General features: G+C 44.5%; 14 protein-coding genes. 8 read left to right on the forward strand and 6 right to left on the reverse strand.

Annotation, left to right across the window (positions count from 1 at the left end; translation table 11 throughout):
- Window positions 1-117: 117 nt before the first annotated feature.
- The 4 genes from DXX93_RS12650 to DXX93_RS12665 all read right to left on the reverse strand — a co-directional run bounded on the left by DXX93_RS12650 (window position 118) and on the right by DXX93_RS12665 (window position 5264).
- On the reverse strand, window positions 118-1404 hold the full coding sequence (locus DXX93_RS12650) for a DUF418 domain-containing protein (protein ID WP_181902217.1): 1287 nt from the start codon (window positions 1402-1404) through the stop codon (window positions 118-120).
- A gap of 105 nt (window positions 1405-1509) precedes the next feature.
- Window positions 1510-3600, reverse strand: a complete 2091-nt coding sequence (locus DXX93_RS12655) for an EAL domain-containing protein (RefSeq protein ID WP_116008414.1) — start codon at window positions 3598-3600, stop codon at window positions 1510-1512.
- Between the two features lie 12 nt (window positions 3601-3612).
- Window positions 3613-4137, reverse strand: coding sequence for a YfiR family protein (locus DXX93_RS12660; protein ID WP_181902218.1), 525 nt, complete (start codon window positions 4135-4137; stop codon window positions 3613-3615).
- 62 nt (window positions 4138-4199) lie between these two features.
- Entirely contained in the window at window positions 4200-5264 is a 1065-nt protein-coding gene (locus DXX93_RS12665) for a transporter (protein ID WP_116008416.1), read from the reverse strand.
- Between the two features lie 663 nt (window positions 5265-5927).
- Between DXX93_RS12665 and DXX93_RS12670 the strand changes: the two genes are divergently transcribed.
- From DXX93_RS12670 to DXX93_RS12690, 5 genes are all read left to right on the forward strand, one after another.
- The gene (locus DXX93_RS12670; protein ID WP_116008417.1) at window positions 5928-8111 is read left to right on the forward strand and encodes a M60 family metallopeptidase; all 2184 of its coding nucleotides are present in this window, start codon (window positions 5928-5930) and stop codon (window positions 8109-8111) included.
- Between the two features lie 151 nt (window positions 8112-8262).
- Entirely contained in the window at window positions 8263-8985 is a 723-nt protein-coding gene (locus DXX93_RS12675) for a sulfite exporter TauE/SafE family protein (RefSeq protein WP_116008418.1), read from the forward strand.
- Window positions 8986-9194: 209 nt separating this feature from the next.
- Complete coding sequence (locus DXX93_RS12680) at window positions 9195-10004, forward strand: hypothetical protein (RefSeq protein WP_116009945.1); 810 nt, start codon at window positions 9195-9197, stop codon at window positions 10002-10004.
- Window positions 10005-10567: 563 nt separating this feature from the next.
- Window positions 10568-12586: a S9 family peptidase gene (locus DXX93_RS12685; RefSeq protein ID WP_258872765.1), complete on the forward strand. Its 2019-nt coding sequence runs from the start codon at window positions 10568-10570 to the stop codon at window positions 12584-12586.
- Between the two features lie 350 nt (window positions 12587-12936).
- Window positions 12937-14049: a ChaN family lipoprotein gene (locus tag DXX93_RS12690; protein ID WP_258872766.1), complete on the forward strand. Its 1113-nt coding sequence runs from the start codon at window positions 12937-12939 to the stop codon at window positions 14047-14049.
- Between the two features lie 386 nt (window positions 14050-14435).
- Here DXX93_RS12690 and DXX93_RS12695 read toward each other — a convergent pair whose 3' ends face one another.
- The gene (locus DXX93_RS12695; protein WP_116008420.1) at window positions 14436-14666 is read right to left on the reverse strand and encodes a glutaredoxin family protein; all 231 of its coding nucleotides are present in this window, start codon (window positions 14664-14666) and stop codon (window positions 14436-14438) included.
- A 247-nt stretch (window positions 14667-14913) separates the two neighbouring features.
- Between DXX93_RS12695 and DXX93_RS12700 the strand changes: the two genes are divergently transcribed.
- Window positions 14914-15372 carry a YHS domain-containing (seleno)protein gene (locus DXX93_RS12700; RefSeq protein ID WP_220347570.1) on the forward strand — a complete coding sequence of 153 codons (459 nt, stop codon included), beginning with the start codon at window positions 14914-14916 and terminating at the stop codon, window positions 15370-15372.
- Window positions 15373-15479: 107 nt separating this feature from the next.
- Here DXX93_RS12700 and DXX93_RS12705 read toward each other — a convergent pair whose 3' ends face one another.
- Window positions 15480-16448, reverse strand: a complete 969-nt coding sequence (locus DXX93_RS12705) for an IS30 family transposase (RefSeq protein ID WP_116006822.1) — start codon at window positions 16446-16448, stop codon at window positions 15480-15482.
- 282 nt (window positions 16449-16730) lie between these two features.
- Here DXX93_RS12705 and DXX93_RS12710 point away from each other — a divergent pair, with 282 nt between their 5' ends.
- Window positions 16731-17189, forward strand: a complete 459-nt coding sequence (locus DXX93_RS12710) for a VF530 family DNA-binding protein (RefSeq protein WP_116008422.1) — start codon at window positions 16731-16733, stop codon at window positions 17187-17189.
- Window positions 17190-17606: 417 nt separating this feature from the next.
- On the forward strand, window positions 17607-18275 hold the full coding sequence (locus DXX93_RS12720) for a TorF family putative porin (RefSeq protein ID WP_116008424.1): 669 nt from the start codon (window positions 17607-17609) through the stop codon (window positions 18273-18275).
- Window positions 18276-18313 lie beyond the last annotated feature (38 nt).

The following is an 18313-nucleotide window of genomic DNA, read 5'->3' on the forward strand; positions in this document are numbered from 1 at the left end:
AAAACGTCGGCTAGCAGTAAAGTGTTCTGGCGTATTCCCTGTCTTACACTCGCCTTGGCATACTCTTGTCTAACTCTTGTCTAACTTTTGCCTCACGATTGCCTACCAATTAACTGCCTAACGTTGATAGCCGGGCTGTTCATTAGATACTTGACGGCGCAATGGTTGCAGGCTTTTATAAGTTAGACTGCGCCACAGCCATTCGCATGGGCCAAATCTAAACCTTGCCAACCAAAATTGTGAGACGCTGATCAAAACCGCCCACACGAAAAACACAACAAGTAGCTGTTGATAGCGGGCTAGCTCGCCAAATAACCCCAGCCCCCAGCCATAAAACACAAAACCGCAAATCAGCGATTGTGATAAGTAGTTCGTCAGCGCCATTTGTCCAACGTTAGCCAGTAAACGCTTAACCCCTTGCAAAACAGGTAAACGGCAAAACACCAATAACAAGCACAAATACGCACATGCGATGCCTAGACTGCCCCAGTAACTGTATTGCAATCCAAAAAACATGGATGTTATTGGCCAGCCGTTGGCAAAGTCTTGCGCGTTACCATAAACCGTGAGCGCCAGCCCAAGCATTAAGCCAATCAATGCCAGGCTGAGTAACTGCTTATTCGAGTATCTATCGCGATAGACATCCAATTTGTACAACGCCATGCCAACCAGCATTAAGCCTACAATTCTAGGTAAATAGATAAAAAGGCTCATCATCATCTCTACCATTGCGATAAAGCGGTGACCAAGCTGCGCAAGCCAGCCTGATTGCATTAACGCGATTTCAAGTGCAATTTCTTCACGGGTTGGTTGCCAAACACTGTAAAAGTCCGCCAGCTCATCTGCAGGTGCGGCTTGCACCGCCAAGCCAAACAGGGCTAGCAATAGCGAGCACAGCAAAAGAGAAAAAACAGCCCATTTAAACAATGCCTTAGGTGTTTTATCGCGATATTGAAAGGCAATAAGGCCGGCAATCGCGTAAGAAAATAAAATATCACCCCACCACAGCAATAATGAATGAAGTATACCGATCGCAGCAAGTATATACAGACGTCGATAATGGCGCTCGCTGGCTTTTCTTCCTTGGTCGCGAATATTATCGGCCATCAGCATCATACTGGTGCCAAATAGCACGGAAAACAGCGTCATAAACTTTTGATCAGCGAATAGGTGCGACAGGTAGTAAACCACAAAGTTAATACCACTGAGATCACCAAACGCCGTAGGGTTACCATAGGCAGCCTCCACCATGGCAAAGGCTTGAATATTCATGATCAAGATGCCAAGTAAGGCGACGCCGCGAATAATGTCGATATTGATCAGGCGTTGGGTAGTCGTTATCGGCGATACTGCCATAAGTGATTCATCCTTGTGTTCTGTGTAATAAGGGATGTTCCCTTGCAATAAAAAGCACTTCCTAACATTCAACCATTCGTTGGCTAGCAGCATTTGCAAAACAGCTTAACTGGCAAGTGCTAGCAATACTGTCCACTAATGCCAACCATAATATTAAGCTAATGCTAGGCTCTCTTGACGATAAATCCCGGTAAGCTGGGCAACCGTTAGCGGCCGGTGCAAATAGTAGCCTTGGACAAAATCACACCCGTGTTTACGTAAAAAATCAAGCTGTGCTTGGCTTTCGACGCATTCTGCGACCAATCTGAGCTTTAAGCTGTGTGCCAAAATAATACTTGCGCAGGTAATACCCCGAGTCGCTTCGTTGTCTTCAATATCGTCAATAAACATGCCATCGAGTTTCAAGGTATCAACAGGCAAGTTCTTTAAATACTGTAAAGACGAATAACCCGTGCCAAAATCATCAATCGCAATGCGAATACCCAATGCTTGTAAGCGCTTTAACTGCGCAATAGTTGCGCCAGAGTGTGCCAAAAATACCTCTTCGGTAATTTCCAACTCAAGTTGATGATAACCAATAGCGTTCGTAGTAACTTGCGCTTGAATAAATTCGACAAGATCGGGGGCCAATAAGTGGCTTGAAGAAATGTTAATACCGATCACCAAATCGCTAACACCTTGGTTTTGCCATACTTTTAACTGTTTACACACAGTGGCAATAACCCATTTGCCCAGCTCATTGATATAGCCAATTTCTTCAGCGACAGGAATAAACTCTCCCGGGCTAACACGACCTAGCTCCGGATGATGCCAACGAATCAAAGCTTCAGCTTTGCGATAATCTTCGCCCTTTAGCGACACTTGTGGTTGATACACTAAATAAAACTCGTTGTTGGCAATCGCGGAGCGAAGATGGTTTTCAAGCTCTAAACGCTTGTAAGATAGCACGTTCATTTGCTTATCGTACAAACTGTAGTTGCCTGGCCCCTTAGCTTTGGCAAAGTACATACTGGCGTCAGCATTTTTCAGCAGCGTTACACTGTCGCTGCCATGCTCTGGGTATATGCTAATGCCAACACTGGTACTCACGTGTAAAACTCTGCTGCCGATAACGACAGGTTGGGCGAAGACCTGATTGATTTGACCCGCCGTATTGATTGCATCAACTGTGCTTGGTAATTGCTCAATTAAGTAAACAAATTCATCACCGCCAAGGCGAGCAACCACGTCATGTTCGCGTGTATTAGCGTGTTCAAGGTGCGCGAGCCTAGCCGCGATTTCCTGCAGTAATTGGTCACCAACATTGTGTCCTAAACTGTCGTTAATAACCTTAAAGCGATCGATATCCATAAACAGCACCGCTAACTGATGACCTCGTTGCTTGGCCATTGCGATGGCTTTTTCTAAGCGCATCATTAAGTAATGGCGATTGGGGAGCTTAGTGAGCGAATCGTAGTTGGCTTGGTGGTATAACTGCTTGGTACGCTCATCGACCAGTTTTTGTAAGTTAGTACTGTGTGCTGTTAGCGCGTGTTCACGCTCTTGCACAACATCTAGCATGTGGTTAAAACCATTGGCCAAGGTCGAGAACTCATCCTGACTCTCGAGTGCCAAACGACCTTGGTAGTTTTTTTCATCGCTGATCTGTTTTACATGGTTAACCATTGTAGCGAGCGGCACCGTAATAATGCGTTGTAGCAAGCGGGCAAGCACATAAGTTAGTACCAAGCTCAGCAAGAGCACGCTAAAAATGACTTTTTGGTAGTAATCTCGCTTGTCGTTAATTTTATCCACATTAGCGCGAATAAAAACATGGCCAAGAAGCTCCCCTTGCAATGTCACAGGTTCGGCAACATCGAAATACTCATCAGTCATCAAGGGGCTAGTATTAAGGTGAATTTGATCCGGTTTTAATACCGTATTTTCGTCACAATCAGCAAACAATGTGTTATCTGCAAGCACCACTGCAACATACTCAATGCCGCCTTTATGCTTGAGTAGGCGCAAGGTATCACGCACGGTTGCCAAGTCATTAAACGCCAAGGCCGACTCAATCGATGCGCTGATCAGCGAAGCCTGCATCTGCACATGACTGACTTCTGACGACTCTATTTGGCGAATTTCATGGCGATAAATAAACACGGTTGAGCTGGTTAGCACAATGACGCTAATCAACATCATCATCAAACTCAACTTGTAGCGAATTGATAGGCGATGAATTTTATTAAACATGGCAGTTAACACAGAATGTTCCTTCTATCGCCCAGTAATCTTGGCAAGTTTGAGCAGTTGTGAACTCATTTTAAGCCCCTGCGCTGTCACCGTTTTTAGGTTAATTTCAAATCGCAATCGGCTACGCTCAAGGTAAAAGTTCACCATACCGCCAACATCAATAAATGCTTGCTGCTCCCCGACTAATAACACCCCTCGCTGCGCCGCCAAATAACGGGTATCCGGTAGTTCACTGAAAAATGCCAAGTGGCAATGGCTGACATCTTGCCCATCGGCAACGCGGTCGATGCGAATGTTTTGTGCTGCCCCTTTGTCAATTTTTGCCGCTAATACTTGGTCGATATAGCTGCCAAAAACATCTTTGCCAACTAAACAAATACGCGCATTGCCAGACTTATCAGGCCAAGTAACATAAGATGGCAGCTGCAATAAAAAGCCAGCCATTACTTGATGCTTAGTGCTTATTTCAGTGACGCTTTTAGGATTGGCGTAACTTTGACTAACCGACCACAAGGCCAGCGCGCAAGCAAGCCCTACTTTTTTAAGCAAGGTCCTTGACACTCGGGTATGTAAATAACGAGAAAACATGTGTATTGGAAAACAAATAATACTTAAAAATCAGTTTGCCAACGCACTGCTGCATTGCCTTTTTCTTTACTTTGCACACCGTTTAACGATTGATAAATAGGCGTATTATATTCAAGCGAAAGAGTGTGTGCAGCGATGCGAAATTCGATACCTGCTGCCGTATTTAGCTGCTTACCGCCATAGTTATTAGGGTTGGTAATATTGGCTGGGTATGGAAATGGCCCCGGCACAGTAATTTCATCATCTCGGCCATCTATGCGTCCCCAATCGTGGTAACTGAGTTTGATAAAGGGTTGCGCGTTGTCGTTTAGCGTATAGCGGCCCCAAGCGGAAATCGCCAAACGGTTACCCAAACGATAGTTTCTGTCGTTTTTACCGGTTCTCAGTTTAAGGTGTAAATCTGCCCCCAAACGCCAGTTGTCAATGTTGTATTGATAACCTAAGCCACCAACAAAATCCCACGTACCAGAGCCGAGCTGCATGGTATATGGTAGTTGCTGATCACCTGAGGCTCTTGGCGTGTCGCCTTCTTGGTCAATTGAGCCAGTTGGGATTGAAAAGCCAAGGGAATAAGTAAGCTGATGTGCAAGTGCGCGATACAAGACCGCCTGATAATCAATGGCAATATCACCTAAGCCCTCAGAATCAATGGTAAATTCTGCGTAGTTCGGCACGATGCTCTCGTGGTCAGTACTCTGGCGAATCACGGGTATCGACAAGCCAATACGCTGATCTTGGTCGATGCGATAAGACAACTGAGTCACCACGGCTTCTTGCATGATGACCGTAGGCAAAACAGGATAATTGGCATTAGTACGCACCTGTCCCGGGCGAAAAAGCACGTCATCGTTGCTTAATTCAGTGCTACCACTCATGTAGCCTTCAAGGCGCATTTGCTTGTATAGCACAGCCAATTGCCAGCGCTTATCGAGCGTTGGGGCTTCTTCAATTGTCAGTGATAACAATTGTTGAAGGCTCATATCAGCCATTTCAGACGGTGTGTTAGCCTGCGATTGAAAAGACAGTAATGCCGAAACAGTGAATAGAGGAAAAGTAAATTTTAAAGCAGAACTACAAGGATAATCCATTAAATATCCATCACACTTTTATAATGATAACAATTGCTTATCAGCCCACTCTAGTCACTACATTTCGGCTAACCATTCGCTTAAATTCTGCTCTAATTTAACGAAATTAGCGCTAATTCAGCAATGACGTAGTAAACTGTTCGTAGATACGAGTGGCCGATTATAAGTTTTTTACGTATTTATTCAAATTTAGTCGACGTTATTGTCTCAATTGCGCCATATGGCGATCCAAAAAACCATAAAAAAAACAATTGAGTTGCATATAACACACTGTGGTTACAGCATGTCTGCAGCAACTAAAAACACGGTCAATAAGGAACACCACTCGCGAGTGCCTTATTGAGAATCAAGCGACCAAATTTGATGCTCGGCATCTAGACTGTCATTTGCACAAAAAACTTTCATTTAATTTCAACTAACATACGGTTCATTGGTTGCACTTTTATTGCACCATGTATCTCTTGCTCTTTCGCGCTAACACTTCCTCTTTCCCTCATTCATCACTGCGAGCCTCGATAAAGCCCATTATTTTGTGAACAATTGCATAAATTTGTAACCCGGCAATACGGTTAAAATTTTATCAGGTAAGATAGCGCAAAATTTTGCCTCCCTTGTCATTAGCCTTTGGTTAATAACGCAGATAGCTATTGGTGCCTCAACAAAATGATTCAGCGTTTTTTCTCCCCCAGTAAAGACTCGCACGCCGATAAAAGCCGCATAACAAGTGGTCATTTAGTCTCAAAAAATAAACGACACTACCTGGCGAGTTTACTGATCGCAGTTACGGTTGCCGGTTGCGGTGGTGGTTCAAGCAGTGCCGAGGTAACACCGCCAGTTCAGCCACCTGTTGAACCACCAACAGAGCCACCCGTTGAACCACCAACAGAGCCGCCCGTTGAACCACCAACAGAGCCGCCCGTTGAACCGCCAACAGAGCCACCCGTTGAACCGCCAACAGAGCCGCCCGTTGAACCACCAACAGAGCCGCCCGTTGAACCACCAACAGATCAAAGTAGCAAGTTTGACAACCAATTGATCGCAAGTGCAGCCAATGCTGAGCTTTGCATTACACAGCAAAGCAATCAGGCTAGTTTGTCGAACTGCTCGCACAGTGCGAAAGCACAGCGATGGCGTTATCAACCTGAAACACAGCAAGTGATCAACTGTGAATCAAGCCAGTGCTTAGCGAGCCTTGGGATTAACTTGATTATGGAAGACTGTCGCGATGAGACCAGACAACAATGGCACTATGCAAATGATCAATTTACCCAATCTGGCTTCGCCATTGATTTTGATCAACACAATACCGCTGTCATTTTATATCCAAGCCACAGCCAACTTAACCAGCAATGGGTAGTGCCTAGTATTGTACAACGCTATATCAGCGCAAATGACCAAGGTGCAGCGCAATACCCTATCGCGCTCGATGGCGGGCAAAATCTGGCAATAAAATTAGAGAGTTTTAAAGACGCCTTAAACCGACTCACACCACTCGATAAACCGCTGCCTTACCCACGCGATGTCAGCCAGTTTCCCGGTGAGATTGAAAGTAATACAAGACGCATTGATAAGGTGATTACCATTGATCGGGAATATTTCGAGCCGCGCCATTCAGGTTGGCCAGAAAGCCAACATTGGGTAAGTACCGGCTTATATGCTGGCGCTGGTGATGTGGTTGAAATCGTCTTGCCAACGGGGAGCAGTGACCAAGCGAATCAGCCTACTGCCAACCTATCTTCAACGAACCAACAGGGCTTATTCGCCTTAGTTAACGTGCATACCGACAAGCTCAGTGCAAGCTCGCACAATGTTGCCAGTGCATTTCAGTTAAATCGCTATGGCAATGTCACTCAGCGCATTGCGCTAGCACCCGGTGTCAATCGCTTGCGTAGCCAATATGGTGGCCAAATTATCATTGAATCAAGGGTTTCTTTAGCAGCGCAAGTCGCAATTGAATTTCGCAATGTCGTGGCAGCTCCTCACTTCAAGCTTGGCCGCGATTCACTGGAAGACTGGCCTAGCATAGCTCAGCAAGCCGCGCCTTGGGGTGTGTTAGAGGGGAAAAATGTGCTGCTCGACATCAGCAAGCAACACCTGCAAACCATTGCTGACCCTGTTGCCTTACTGACAACTTTTGATCGTGTTGTCGAGCTGATTCGTGACTTAGCGGGCTTTGAGCCTGATAGCACTTTTGGCCCTCATCGCCCTTCCACTTTAAAGCAACGTATAGTCGCCGACGAGCAAATTTCTGTTGGTTTTGCCCATGCAGGTTACCCAATTATGACCAGTCCGGGCTGGCAATTACACGAGCTTGATGCTGTGGCCCTCAACGGCTGGGGAAACTGGCACGAAATCGGCCACAATCATCAACAGTTTTGCCTGTGGAGCCAAGACTTTGGTATTGAATCAACCGTTAACCTCTTTTCTTTGTACGTAGAGAAAGCATTTACTGGTGGCTCGCGCATTATCCATGAAAAGCGCTACACCAATGCCATTGGTAAACTGCAATCGATCAGTGATTTCAGTTTTGAGCGCGATGCCGATGTCTGGGACAAATTAGTGTTCTTTATGCAAATAGTTCACGCCTACCCGGATAAAGGCTTCGACATTATTCGCCAGCTGAATCGCCGTTACCGAGAAATGACACCCGATCAACAAACCTACGTTTGCAACGTATTTCAAGCGAGTTACAACAAAACGTATGAGCTGCTGAGCGATATTATTGGCGAAGACATAGGTCGTCACTTTAGCCAGTGGGGTGTGCCAATCGACGCCGAGACTTATCAGCAAGTAAGCCAGCGTCACCCTGCCCAATCGGTGGATATTTCAGCAATAAATCCTGAATAATTTAGCGTGTTTGCAGGTGATTGCCGCTTACCCTGCAATCATCTGCTACTTCGTGGTTTTGCGGGTAATGGGTTATACTCCATGCCCAAACTAGAGCTAGTTAGTGACGCGTGAGTCGCTAGTTAGCGAAAAAGAGAGACAACACACGCCAATGGAATTCGATTTAATTTCCCTGCTACTAATCAACTTAGTGGTTTTTCTAGGTAGCTTACTGCAAGGGCTTATCGGTTATGGCGTTGGGATGTTTTGTGCGCCTTTACTTTTTCTGATCAGCCCCAGCTTAGTACCTGCACCACTGATTCTCATTTCCACGGTACTCACGATCATGATGATGGCGCGAGACAAACGTCATTTACAGTTTGACCAAGTGTCATGGGCGATGAAAGGTGGTTTTGTCGGTACTGTATTGGCGGGTTTAGTGTTAAAAGTTGCCACAAAAGACCAATTTGAACTCTTTTTTGGCCTGCTAATTCTTACCGCTGTACTTATTTCATTACTCGGTTTTAAGCCTAAAGTGACGAAACGCAACAATGTGATTGCGGGCTTCACCTCGGGTTTTATGGGGACCTTAACTGCGGTTGGAGGCCCACCTATCGCCCTGCTTTACCAACACGGTGCGATTAAAAATATCATTGCTAATCTCACGGCATTTTTTCTCTTTCTTAATGTAGTGGCCATTATCACACTGGCCAGTATTGGCGAAATCACGTTAACGACCCTTAAAGTAGTGGTGATTGCAACGCCGGGCGTAGCGCTTGGCCTTTACGCGTCAACCAAAGCACAAGGACTAGTGAAAGCACATTTAGCCCAGCGCTGGATACTCGTACTTAGTACCATTACCGCAGTGATTGCCATTGTTAGGTCTTTTTATTAGTTTTCGCCGGCAAGTGCGTTGCTAATAATTAAAATGGTGAATGCATTAGTGAATACATTGGCGAATTTCTCGGTCTAGTGAGTCAATCCACCAATCACTTTGGCTCTGCGGCTTAGCGAAACGAACTAACGTAGCGTTACGTAGCTTTAACTAAAGTAAAGTGCTAGTTTATCCACCTCAAAAGCGAGTTTTCAAAAAATTACCCTATGCTGTTATCACTATTTCAATCTAAACCCTTGCTAGACGAATCAACCACTCATTGGATCATCGATAGCTACCAATGGGCACTGACCCACTTTGACGCACAAGAGTTTAAAACAAATAGCCAGCTCGTCTTACCAACCAGTGAATTTTACCCCGGTAGAGTCTCCAGTGTCGAAGAAATGGCAGCCTCAGTTTTTGAAAAAACGTTAGCGTATGCCGGTATGAAAAATTGGCCGATAAAACTAATTTCGCCAGCCGCTTATCACCAAAATCCACAATATCAGCAAATGCCTAAGTTACAATTTGGTGAAGCAATACGCGGCGACACAGTACAAGTGTTCACTCAAGATTTTAGCCAAACCGCGAATGCCAATGTACATAACCACATTTATGTTAGCTACAACCCGAATCAAATCAATCAGCCACAAGACTTGGTCGCTTCTTATGCCCAAGCTTTTGCCGCAATTCTCATTGCACAAAAAGGTATTGAGCCGCCAGGCGGAGAAAAATTCTTACCGCAAGCTATCGATTTAATGGCAAGCTTTTTGGGCTTTGGCGTTATGTTCGCCAACACCGCGTACCAGTTTAAAGGGGGCTGTGGCAGTTGTTACAACAAATATGCTAATCGCGAAGTCGCCCTACCAGAAAATGAAATGGTGTACTGCCTCGCACTGTTTACGGTACTAAAAAACATTGAGGTAAAACAAGTAACGCAGCACTTAAAATCTCATCTGCGCGGTGAATTTAAAAAGGCAGTCAAAGAACTTTCAAATAAACGTAATACACCAGCATTTAAGCGATTGGCATCGGCCTAAACTAGCTGTTGCTCGCTCCCTTTTTATCCGTGGAAAAAGAACAAACCAAGGCGCTAACGCGCTAGCGCCTTCACTAAAGCCTCCAATCATCTACACTGATACCAATTGAAATAACTACTTAATCATTCAGCGAGAATTAAAAGGCTCAGAGGCACAAACTATATGCTCCATGCAGGCAAGGCATTGATTGCAGAGAATGGTCGTTCCCCTTATTTTACATGGAAAGCAAAATCAATAACGCCGCATATGAGCCTTTTAAACTCGCCCTTTAGGAGCGTGTCAGCGTCGCGATAACTGCGCCAAATTGATGAGATGTAGAATAACTATATCAACAAAAATTTGGCTTGTTCTCCCACCGCTGACAGCGCTCTGAATTGCTCAATTAATTAATTCAACTGGTATTAACTGCAAACTAACGATTTCACATTGCACACAGCTCGGAATCTCGGCATATTTGACCGATAAGCTTAGTGCAAAGTCTTAAAGCAGTAAAAACGAAGAAGAAAAACGATTGGAGTAACAACATGGTTAACAAGCTAGGTAAAATTGCATTTGCCTTATCAATGGTGGCTTCGCCTGCCGTTTTGGCAAGTAACACCTTTACCGCAGAAGATATCTTTTCGCTCGAGTATGCCAGCAACATACAAGTGTCACCTGATGGCGAACAGCTAGTGTATATTCGCAATTCAAACGATATTATGACCGATGGTAAAAACAGAAACCTGTGGTTAGTGGATGTCGATTCAAAAACGCAGGTTCCTTTGTTTTCCGACGACAAGCAGTATTCTTCCCCAATTTGGTCGCCTGACAGTACACGCATCGCTTTTATCAGTAACCTCACCGGCTCTAGCCAAATACATGTGCATTACCTTGAAGAAAATCGCACCGCACTCGTAAGCCAAATTCAAGGTAATATTAGCAACTTAACTTGGTCACCCAACGGCCAATGGTTTGCTTTTCACCACAAGGTGAAAGACAAGCGAACCTCACTGGTAAAAATGCCGAAAAAGCCCAAAGGCGCGAAATGGTCAAAGCCAGTGACGGTGATCGACCAAGCCTATTACCAGACAGACGGTAAAGGGCTAGTTGAACCTGGCTACCAACAAATTTTCGTTATCCCAACCGATGGCGGTACGCCAAGACAGCTTACGAGTGGTAATTTTCATCACAGCGGTAAGCTGGAATGGAGCCAAGATGGCAAGCAAATTATTTTCTCCGCTAACCGCAGTGAAGACTGGGAATACAAACGCTTAGAGGGCGATTTATTTGCGGTACATGTGGCTGACGGCGAGCTAAGCCAATTAACCAATGCCCCCGGTCGAGAGTTTAACCCAGAATTTTCTGACAACGGCAAAAGCTTAGCGTTTTTATCAACTTCGAATGCGCCAAACCCATACCGCAATGCCAAACTAAACTTAATGAATTGGGCTGATAAATCGGCCAAAATGCTTGCGCAAGACTTTGACCGCTCTATTCAAAACCCTAAATGGCTTTCTTCATCGCAACTCGCTTTTAGCTACGACGACTTTGGCAGACGCAAAATCGCCACTATCACCACCAAAGGTAAGATCAAAGACCTCACTGACACGGTTACGGGCACCACCTTAGGGCGCCCATACATCAGTGGCCAATTTGACGCCAACAGCTCTGGCACTATCGCCTTCACGCACGGCAATACACTGCGCCCTGCTGATGTTGCAGTGGTGTCGAAAAAAGGTAAAGTAACCCCAATCACACAACTCAATGAAGATTTACTGGCACATAAAACCTTAGGGGAAGTACACGAAATTAACTACAAATCATCGTTTGATGGCGAGCCAATCCAAGGGTGGTACATCACACCTCCGAATTTCGACCCTACTAAAAAGTACCCATTAATTGTTGAAATTCACGGCGGCCCTCACCTTGCCTATGGCCCTCATTTTTCTGCGGAACTGCAACGCTTTGCAGCGCAAGGCTACGTGGTATTTTACGATAACCACAGAGGCAGTAGCTCATACGGCGAACGCTTTGCCATGCTGTTAAAGTACAAGTACAGCTCGAAAGAAGACTTTGCCGATCACAACTCAGGTGTTGATGCCATGATTGACCTAGGTTTTGTTGATGAGCAAAACCTGTTTATTGCTGGCGGCTCGGCTGGTGGTATCGCCACGGCCTACGCGATTGGTTTAACGGATCGCTTTAATGCTGCACTCGTGGCTAAGCCAGTGATTAACTGGTTAAGCAAGGTGTTAACCGCTGACAGTGGCTTGTACCAAATCCCAACGCAGTTCCCGGGTTTGCCTTGGGAGCACGTTGAGCATTACTGGCAACGCTCGCCAATGTCACTTGTCGGCAATGTCACCACACCCACCATGTTGATCACAGGTGAGGAAGACTTGCGCACTCCCATGGCAGAAACCGAGCAGTTTTACCAAGCGCTAAAACTACTTAAAGTAGATACGGTACTAGTTAAAGTGCCTGGCTCCCCTCATGGTATCGCTGGCAAACCTTCGCGCATGATTGCCAAAATTGAGCATACATTAGCCTGGTTTGAAAAGTACAAGAAAGGTGCTAAAGAAAGCGAAGCGCCAGCGAAATAATCACCTTTAGCTCAGCTAAAGCTAAAGCTAAATCGAATTTAAGGGAGCCTAGCAATAGGCTCCCTTTTTCTTTGTCTCGTCCTAAAGCGTTTTTATCCAAGATACACTTTCCCTTGCAAGCTTCAAACACCTACAAAAATTAGGCAAGCCCCCTTCACTTTGTGAAGGTCTCGAAATTACGATTTAATATAAAAATAATAAAGTAAATCATAGAGTTTGATAACGCCATCGCGGTGTGAACTCGTGAAAGCACAACCCCCAGATAATAATAATTCTTGTTTTCATCTGGGCGTTTTGTCGCTATCCTATGCCAAAATTAAAGGTGTTTTTTAGGTATCACAGTGAAAAATATGACTATGCTAAGTGCTGCGATGGTGGCGCTATCGCTTATCGCATGCAGCTCAACACTCCCCATTTCGCTAGCGCAAAGTTCGCCAAGTAGCCAATCAAACCGCAATGACCCAAACTTGGCTCGCTCATCATCACACAGCCAAGCCACACTAACGCGCACGGCCAATGGCTGGCAATCATCAACGCCACTATCCAACATGTTTGAATTTCAGTTAATTGATGTTCGTCAAGACATACCCAAGGCGGTACACCTAGGGCAAGAGCACGGTGGTTTGCTTGACTACAATGTCGTCTTTATCGGAGAGAACCATCGGCACCCGGGTAATCACTTGGCGCAAACGCTTATTTATCAGAAAATGCTGTCTCAAGGAGATCGCGTGATTCTGTCAATGGAGCAGTTTGAGCGTGACACTCAAGCGACATTAGACGCCTATCTTGCTGGGAATATTGGCGAGTGGGCGCTGAGACATTATGGCCGCGCATGGGACAACTATCGCACCAGTTACCGGCCTATGGTGGAAATGGCAAAAAAACGAGGCTTACCGGTAATTGCAGCAAATGCCCCTAAAGATACCGTTGTTTGCACGGGTCGCCATGGGCTCGATGTGTTGAAAAAACTGCCCAACAATCGTAAAAATCAGGTGGCAGCCTCATTTTACACACCTAATCACGGCGCTTATTTTGAAAAGTTTACCGGCGCTATGAGCCATGGCAGCAGCGAAAACATTAGCCAAAGAACACTGAACAGTTACCATGCTCAAATAGTGCGAGACGACACCATGGCAGAGTCGATACACCTTGCGATGCAAGCAAATTCGAGCCATAAAGTCGTCCACCTTAACGGGCATTTTCATTCAGCATCAGGGTTAGGGACAGTCGAACGGCTAAAACGCCTGCGCAACGACAAACTTGCCGTGATTCAACCAGTGCTAGTGAATAACCCTGAGCAACCAACATTTAGCGAACAAGACATGGAAACTGGTGACTACTTGCTATTAATTTATCCGCTCAGTAAAGAAGTCATTACCGATGAAAACCGCCAAGTTTGGCGTAAAGAGGTATTTAAACGCTCTCACCCTGATTGCAGTTTCGGCTCACCAAGCCCGTCTTAGCAAGTACGAGTCACTTAAAATTGAAAAATGCACACAAGCAGGTGGCTTATACCAATTGAATTAATTAATTGATCAATTCAGAGCGCTGTCAGCGGTGGGAGAACAAGCCAAATTTTTGTTGATATAGTTGTTCTACATCTCATCAATTTGGCGTAGTTATCGCGACGCTGCCACGCTCCCAAAGGGCGAGTTTAAAAGGCTCATATGCTGCGTTATTAATTTTGACAAGGGAGCGACCATTCTCTGCAATTAATGCCTTGCCTCTAAGCCTTTTAATTCTCGCTGAATGATTAAGTAGTTATTTCAATTGGTATTATGTGCATTTTATTGCGCAGACAAGGACATCACTGATGTTAACCTTAGCGACAAACCACTTTGGCTAAGGTTTAATGGCTACCATACAGTTTTTTAAAGTTCTTCAGGTTCCAGCCGATCATCACCTCATTGCCGATTTTGATTACGGGGACAGAGCGTGCACCAATAGCATCTAACTCTTTCCTGCCCCGCTGCATTTTCGCATTGGTGAGTCGGTATTGAATGTTGTTGTCGTCTAAGTACTTTTTTGCCTCGCGACAATGTGGGCATTTATCTGAAATATACAGTACAACGCGTTTCATTTTGAACCTACGGGTATGTGCTAAGGCGCACAGTTTAAGGGGTGAATAGTTTACTGAATTCGACTAAGCAACAAAAGCGTAAACATCAAGGAAACACCGTTAGGCGCTTGGTTTGGTGAAAGGTAGCAAGGTTAACATTTAAAAATCGATAACATTAACCGTTAACGCAAAACTGGTTAATAATCTTGAATAGGTTTTTCGATTTTCAAGGTCTAGAAATAAGTACTTACATCTTAAAGGAATTCTTATGCGTAAAATTGTATCAATAATACCTATGTTATTTGCCCTACTGTTAACAGCATGTGCAACGGTGCCATCGACCCCCGTACTGACGCTTGAAGGCGCTGCTATTGGCGGTTACGATGTGGTTGCCTACCAGACAGAAGAAAAAGCGGTGAAAGGTAATGAACAATTTACCTCGCTATACAATGAATCGGTTTGGCGCTTTGCGTCTGCCGAAAACAAAGCAAAATTTGACGCAGACCCAGTAAAATACGCTCCGCAATACGGCGGCTACTGCGCATACGGCCTATCGAACGGTTTTATTATTGATTCAGACCCAGAAGCCTTTAGTTTAGTTGACGGTAAACTGTACCTAAACAACACACCAAGCGTTCGTGACACTTGGCTGGAAAATACTTCTTACTACATTAGTAACGCTGACGTAAGCTGGGAAAAAGCGAAAGCAAAAGCGGCTAAAAAGTAACGTTGTACTTATTGCACATCAATTTGCTCATCAACGACTGAAAATCCGCAACCTTAACGGGCTGCGGATTTTTTATATCCTTGAATTCAACTAATAAGTGCAATCGTTTATGCAGCCACTAATTTCTCTGGCTGACCGGTAAATAATTCATAAGGTGTTTTATAACCTCTTGTCTTTCTTGGGCGGTGATTGAGCTTATCAACTGCCGCCTGAATTTCTTCTTCACTAAGCGCCATAAAGTCTGTGCCTTTGGGAAAGTAACGTCGCAGTAAACCGTTAGTATTCTCATTGATACCTCGCTCCCACGAAGCGTAAGGGTGGGCGAAGTACACATCCGCTTCTAGCGCTTGAGCAATTCGCTCATGTTGAGCAAATTCTTTACCATTATCGAAGGTAATCGTCAGTACCTTTTCTTTGAGTGGCATAACACTATCAATGATAGCGTCTGCTGTAATATCAGCATGTTTGCTCTCAATACGCCTAACAACGGTATAAAGTGTCTTTCGCTCAACCAGTGTGACAAAGGCGTGTTGGCGCCCTTTTCCTATAACAGTATCACCTTCCCAATCACCAAGACGAGATTTTGTGTCAACTACCGCTGGGCGTTCATCAATACCGACACGGTTCACAAGTTGGCCACGCTTACTATAGCGGCCATAGCGTTTTTGGTATTTTTTACCTGCTCTGGTGAGAGATTTATACAGTTGACCACCTTGGGCTTTATCCTGATAAATATAGCGGTAAATACTCTCATGGTGCAGGGAAAGCTTTTCTTCTAATTTAATCCGTCCAGTAATTTGCTCTGGGCTAAAGTCTTGCTCAAGCAACCACTTAATCCAACCTTGGACCTGCTCTGTGATTTTGACTGACTTAGTAGCCGATTGACGTCTTTGTTTAGCCAATTGGTGAGCTTGTTTTGGTCGATAGCCCCTCAATCCTTTATTGCGTCGTATCTCGCGTGAAATGGATGACGGACTGCGCTCTAAAATTTCAGCTATCTCTTTTTGACTATGTTTTGCTTTTAACAAAGCGTAAATCTGGTATCGTTCAGCTTGTGTCAGCTGTTTGTAGTTCATAAGGCTATTTCCTTTGGCGAGAAAGTAGCCGAACTATAACAGCTGGCCACCTAACCTGAGAAATTGCACTTATTATGCGAATCTAAGATCGAATTTTTTATATCAATAGAAAACTAAAATTTTGGTTTGCCTAAAGCCCGCTTAGCAGCAGAGCCAAGCCCAATCAGCACCGAGAAACAGCACCTTTAATGCCGATCTGCTGCCATTTATGCTGCTAGCTGATTTTCGAATGAAGCGATTAGCCATTATAATAGCGTTAGTTTTTATCAATTAGTCACTTTCATGAGCGAACAGTCAATTTACGAAAATAATCCATTACACGGTTTGAAACTCGAAACATTATTAGCAGAGTTAATATCGCACTACGGGTGGGAAATATTGGCCGAATATACGCGAATTAACTGTTTTAAAAACAACCCAAGTATGGAGTCTAGTGTTAAGTTTTTTAAAAAGACCGAATGGGCGCGAGAAAAAATAGAGCGTTTCTATTTATACGAATTTAAAAACCTGCCCAAAGCACCGGATGATCAATTTGAAATCCCGCCAAGAGACAGGATAATTCCTGCTCATCAAAAGCCAAGAGCGCCTAAAGTGTTAATTGCTGGCCAAGCACCTGCGCCCAGACCTGTGCATAAGGTTAAAAGTGGCTATAACGACAAGAAAAAACCGCATAAGCAACGAACCAACATGGATAAAGGACATACTCCACCCAAAAACCCATGGGAGAATTCTCCTCAGTAATACAGGGCTGATTCTATTGCGGTGATGGCTACTGCCCCTAAAGGGCTCCATATCACCGCACTGCCCTTTGAAACCCCATCGACGTCCTGCTCAGCACTAGCACTCAAGTGAAATTTTAGACGATTATACCGAGATATTGCGACACGGCATTCATGCCTCAACGCAAGTGCTTGATATCCCATATCGGGTCGCAACTCGCTTTGATATTTCATTTTTGATGGTAGGCAGGGAAAACCATTAAAGTTCAATTAGCATAAGGACGTGTGGCCTGAACGTTGACTCAAAAAATTTATTTTTAATTTGGATCTGACCCCATTTAATTCAGTTAATTCGTTTACACCCTAGCGCTCATTAAGGATAATGCCGGCCATTCAAAATATGCACTAACAATTGCGAATATGATGAAAAGGGATCAACATGAAAAGTAAATTATTATCAGTCATTCTTGCTGGAACAATATTCTCAGCTCATGCGAATGCTGAACTCTCCACCAACATTGGCGTTACCAGTAATTACATTTTTCGCGGTGTTACACAAAGTGCCAATGATGCAGCCATCTCTGGCGGTATCAACTATAACCACACTAGCGGTTTCTATGCTGGCATCTGGTTGAGCTCGATAGACTTTGGCTCAGATGGTCAGCAAAAAAACGGAACTGAGACTGACTATTTTTTAGGTTACACAAATACCATTGGTGCTGTTAGTTACGATATTGGTTATGCCTTGTTTGCTTACCCAACGACGGGTTTTGAAGATTCTAATTTTGGTGAAGCTTACTTTAACGGCAGTTATGCTGACTTTAACTTTGGTTTAGCATATACAGTTTATAGCCAAGTAGAAAAAGGGCAGCCCTTTGACAGCGGAGATTTATACTACAGTATCGGCTACAACCTCTCTTTACCAGAAGAGTTCAACTTAGGCTTAACCTATGGCTATTATACTTTTGATGCCGACAGTGACTTAGACTATGGTCATTTTCAAGCCGATATTAGTAAAGGAGAGTTCACCTTGACGATTTCCAAAGCGGATGAAGAAGCTGGCGACGACGATACTATATTTGCTGTGAGTTGGGTGAAAACTTTTTAACATATTGAATTTACCAAGAATAAAAAATATTTTACATT

Source organism: Thalassotalea euphylliae (assembly GCF_003390335.1).
In the GTDB taxonomy this organism is placed as follows: domain Bacteria; phylum Pseudomonadota; class Gammaproteobacteria; order Enterobacterales; family Alteromonadaceae; genus Thalassotalea_F; species Thalassotalea_F euphylliae_B.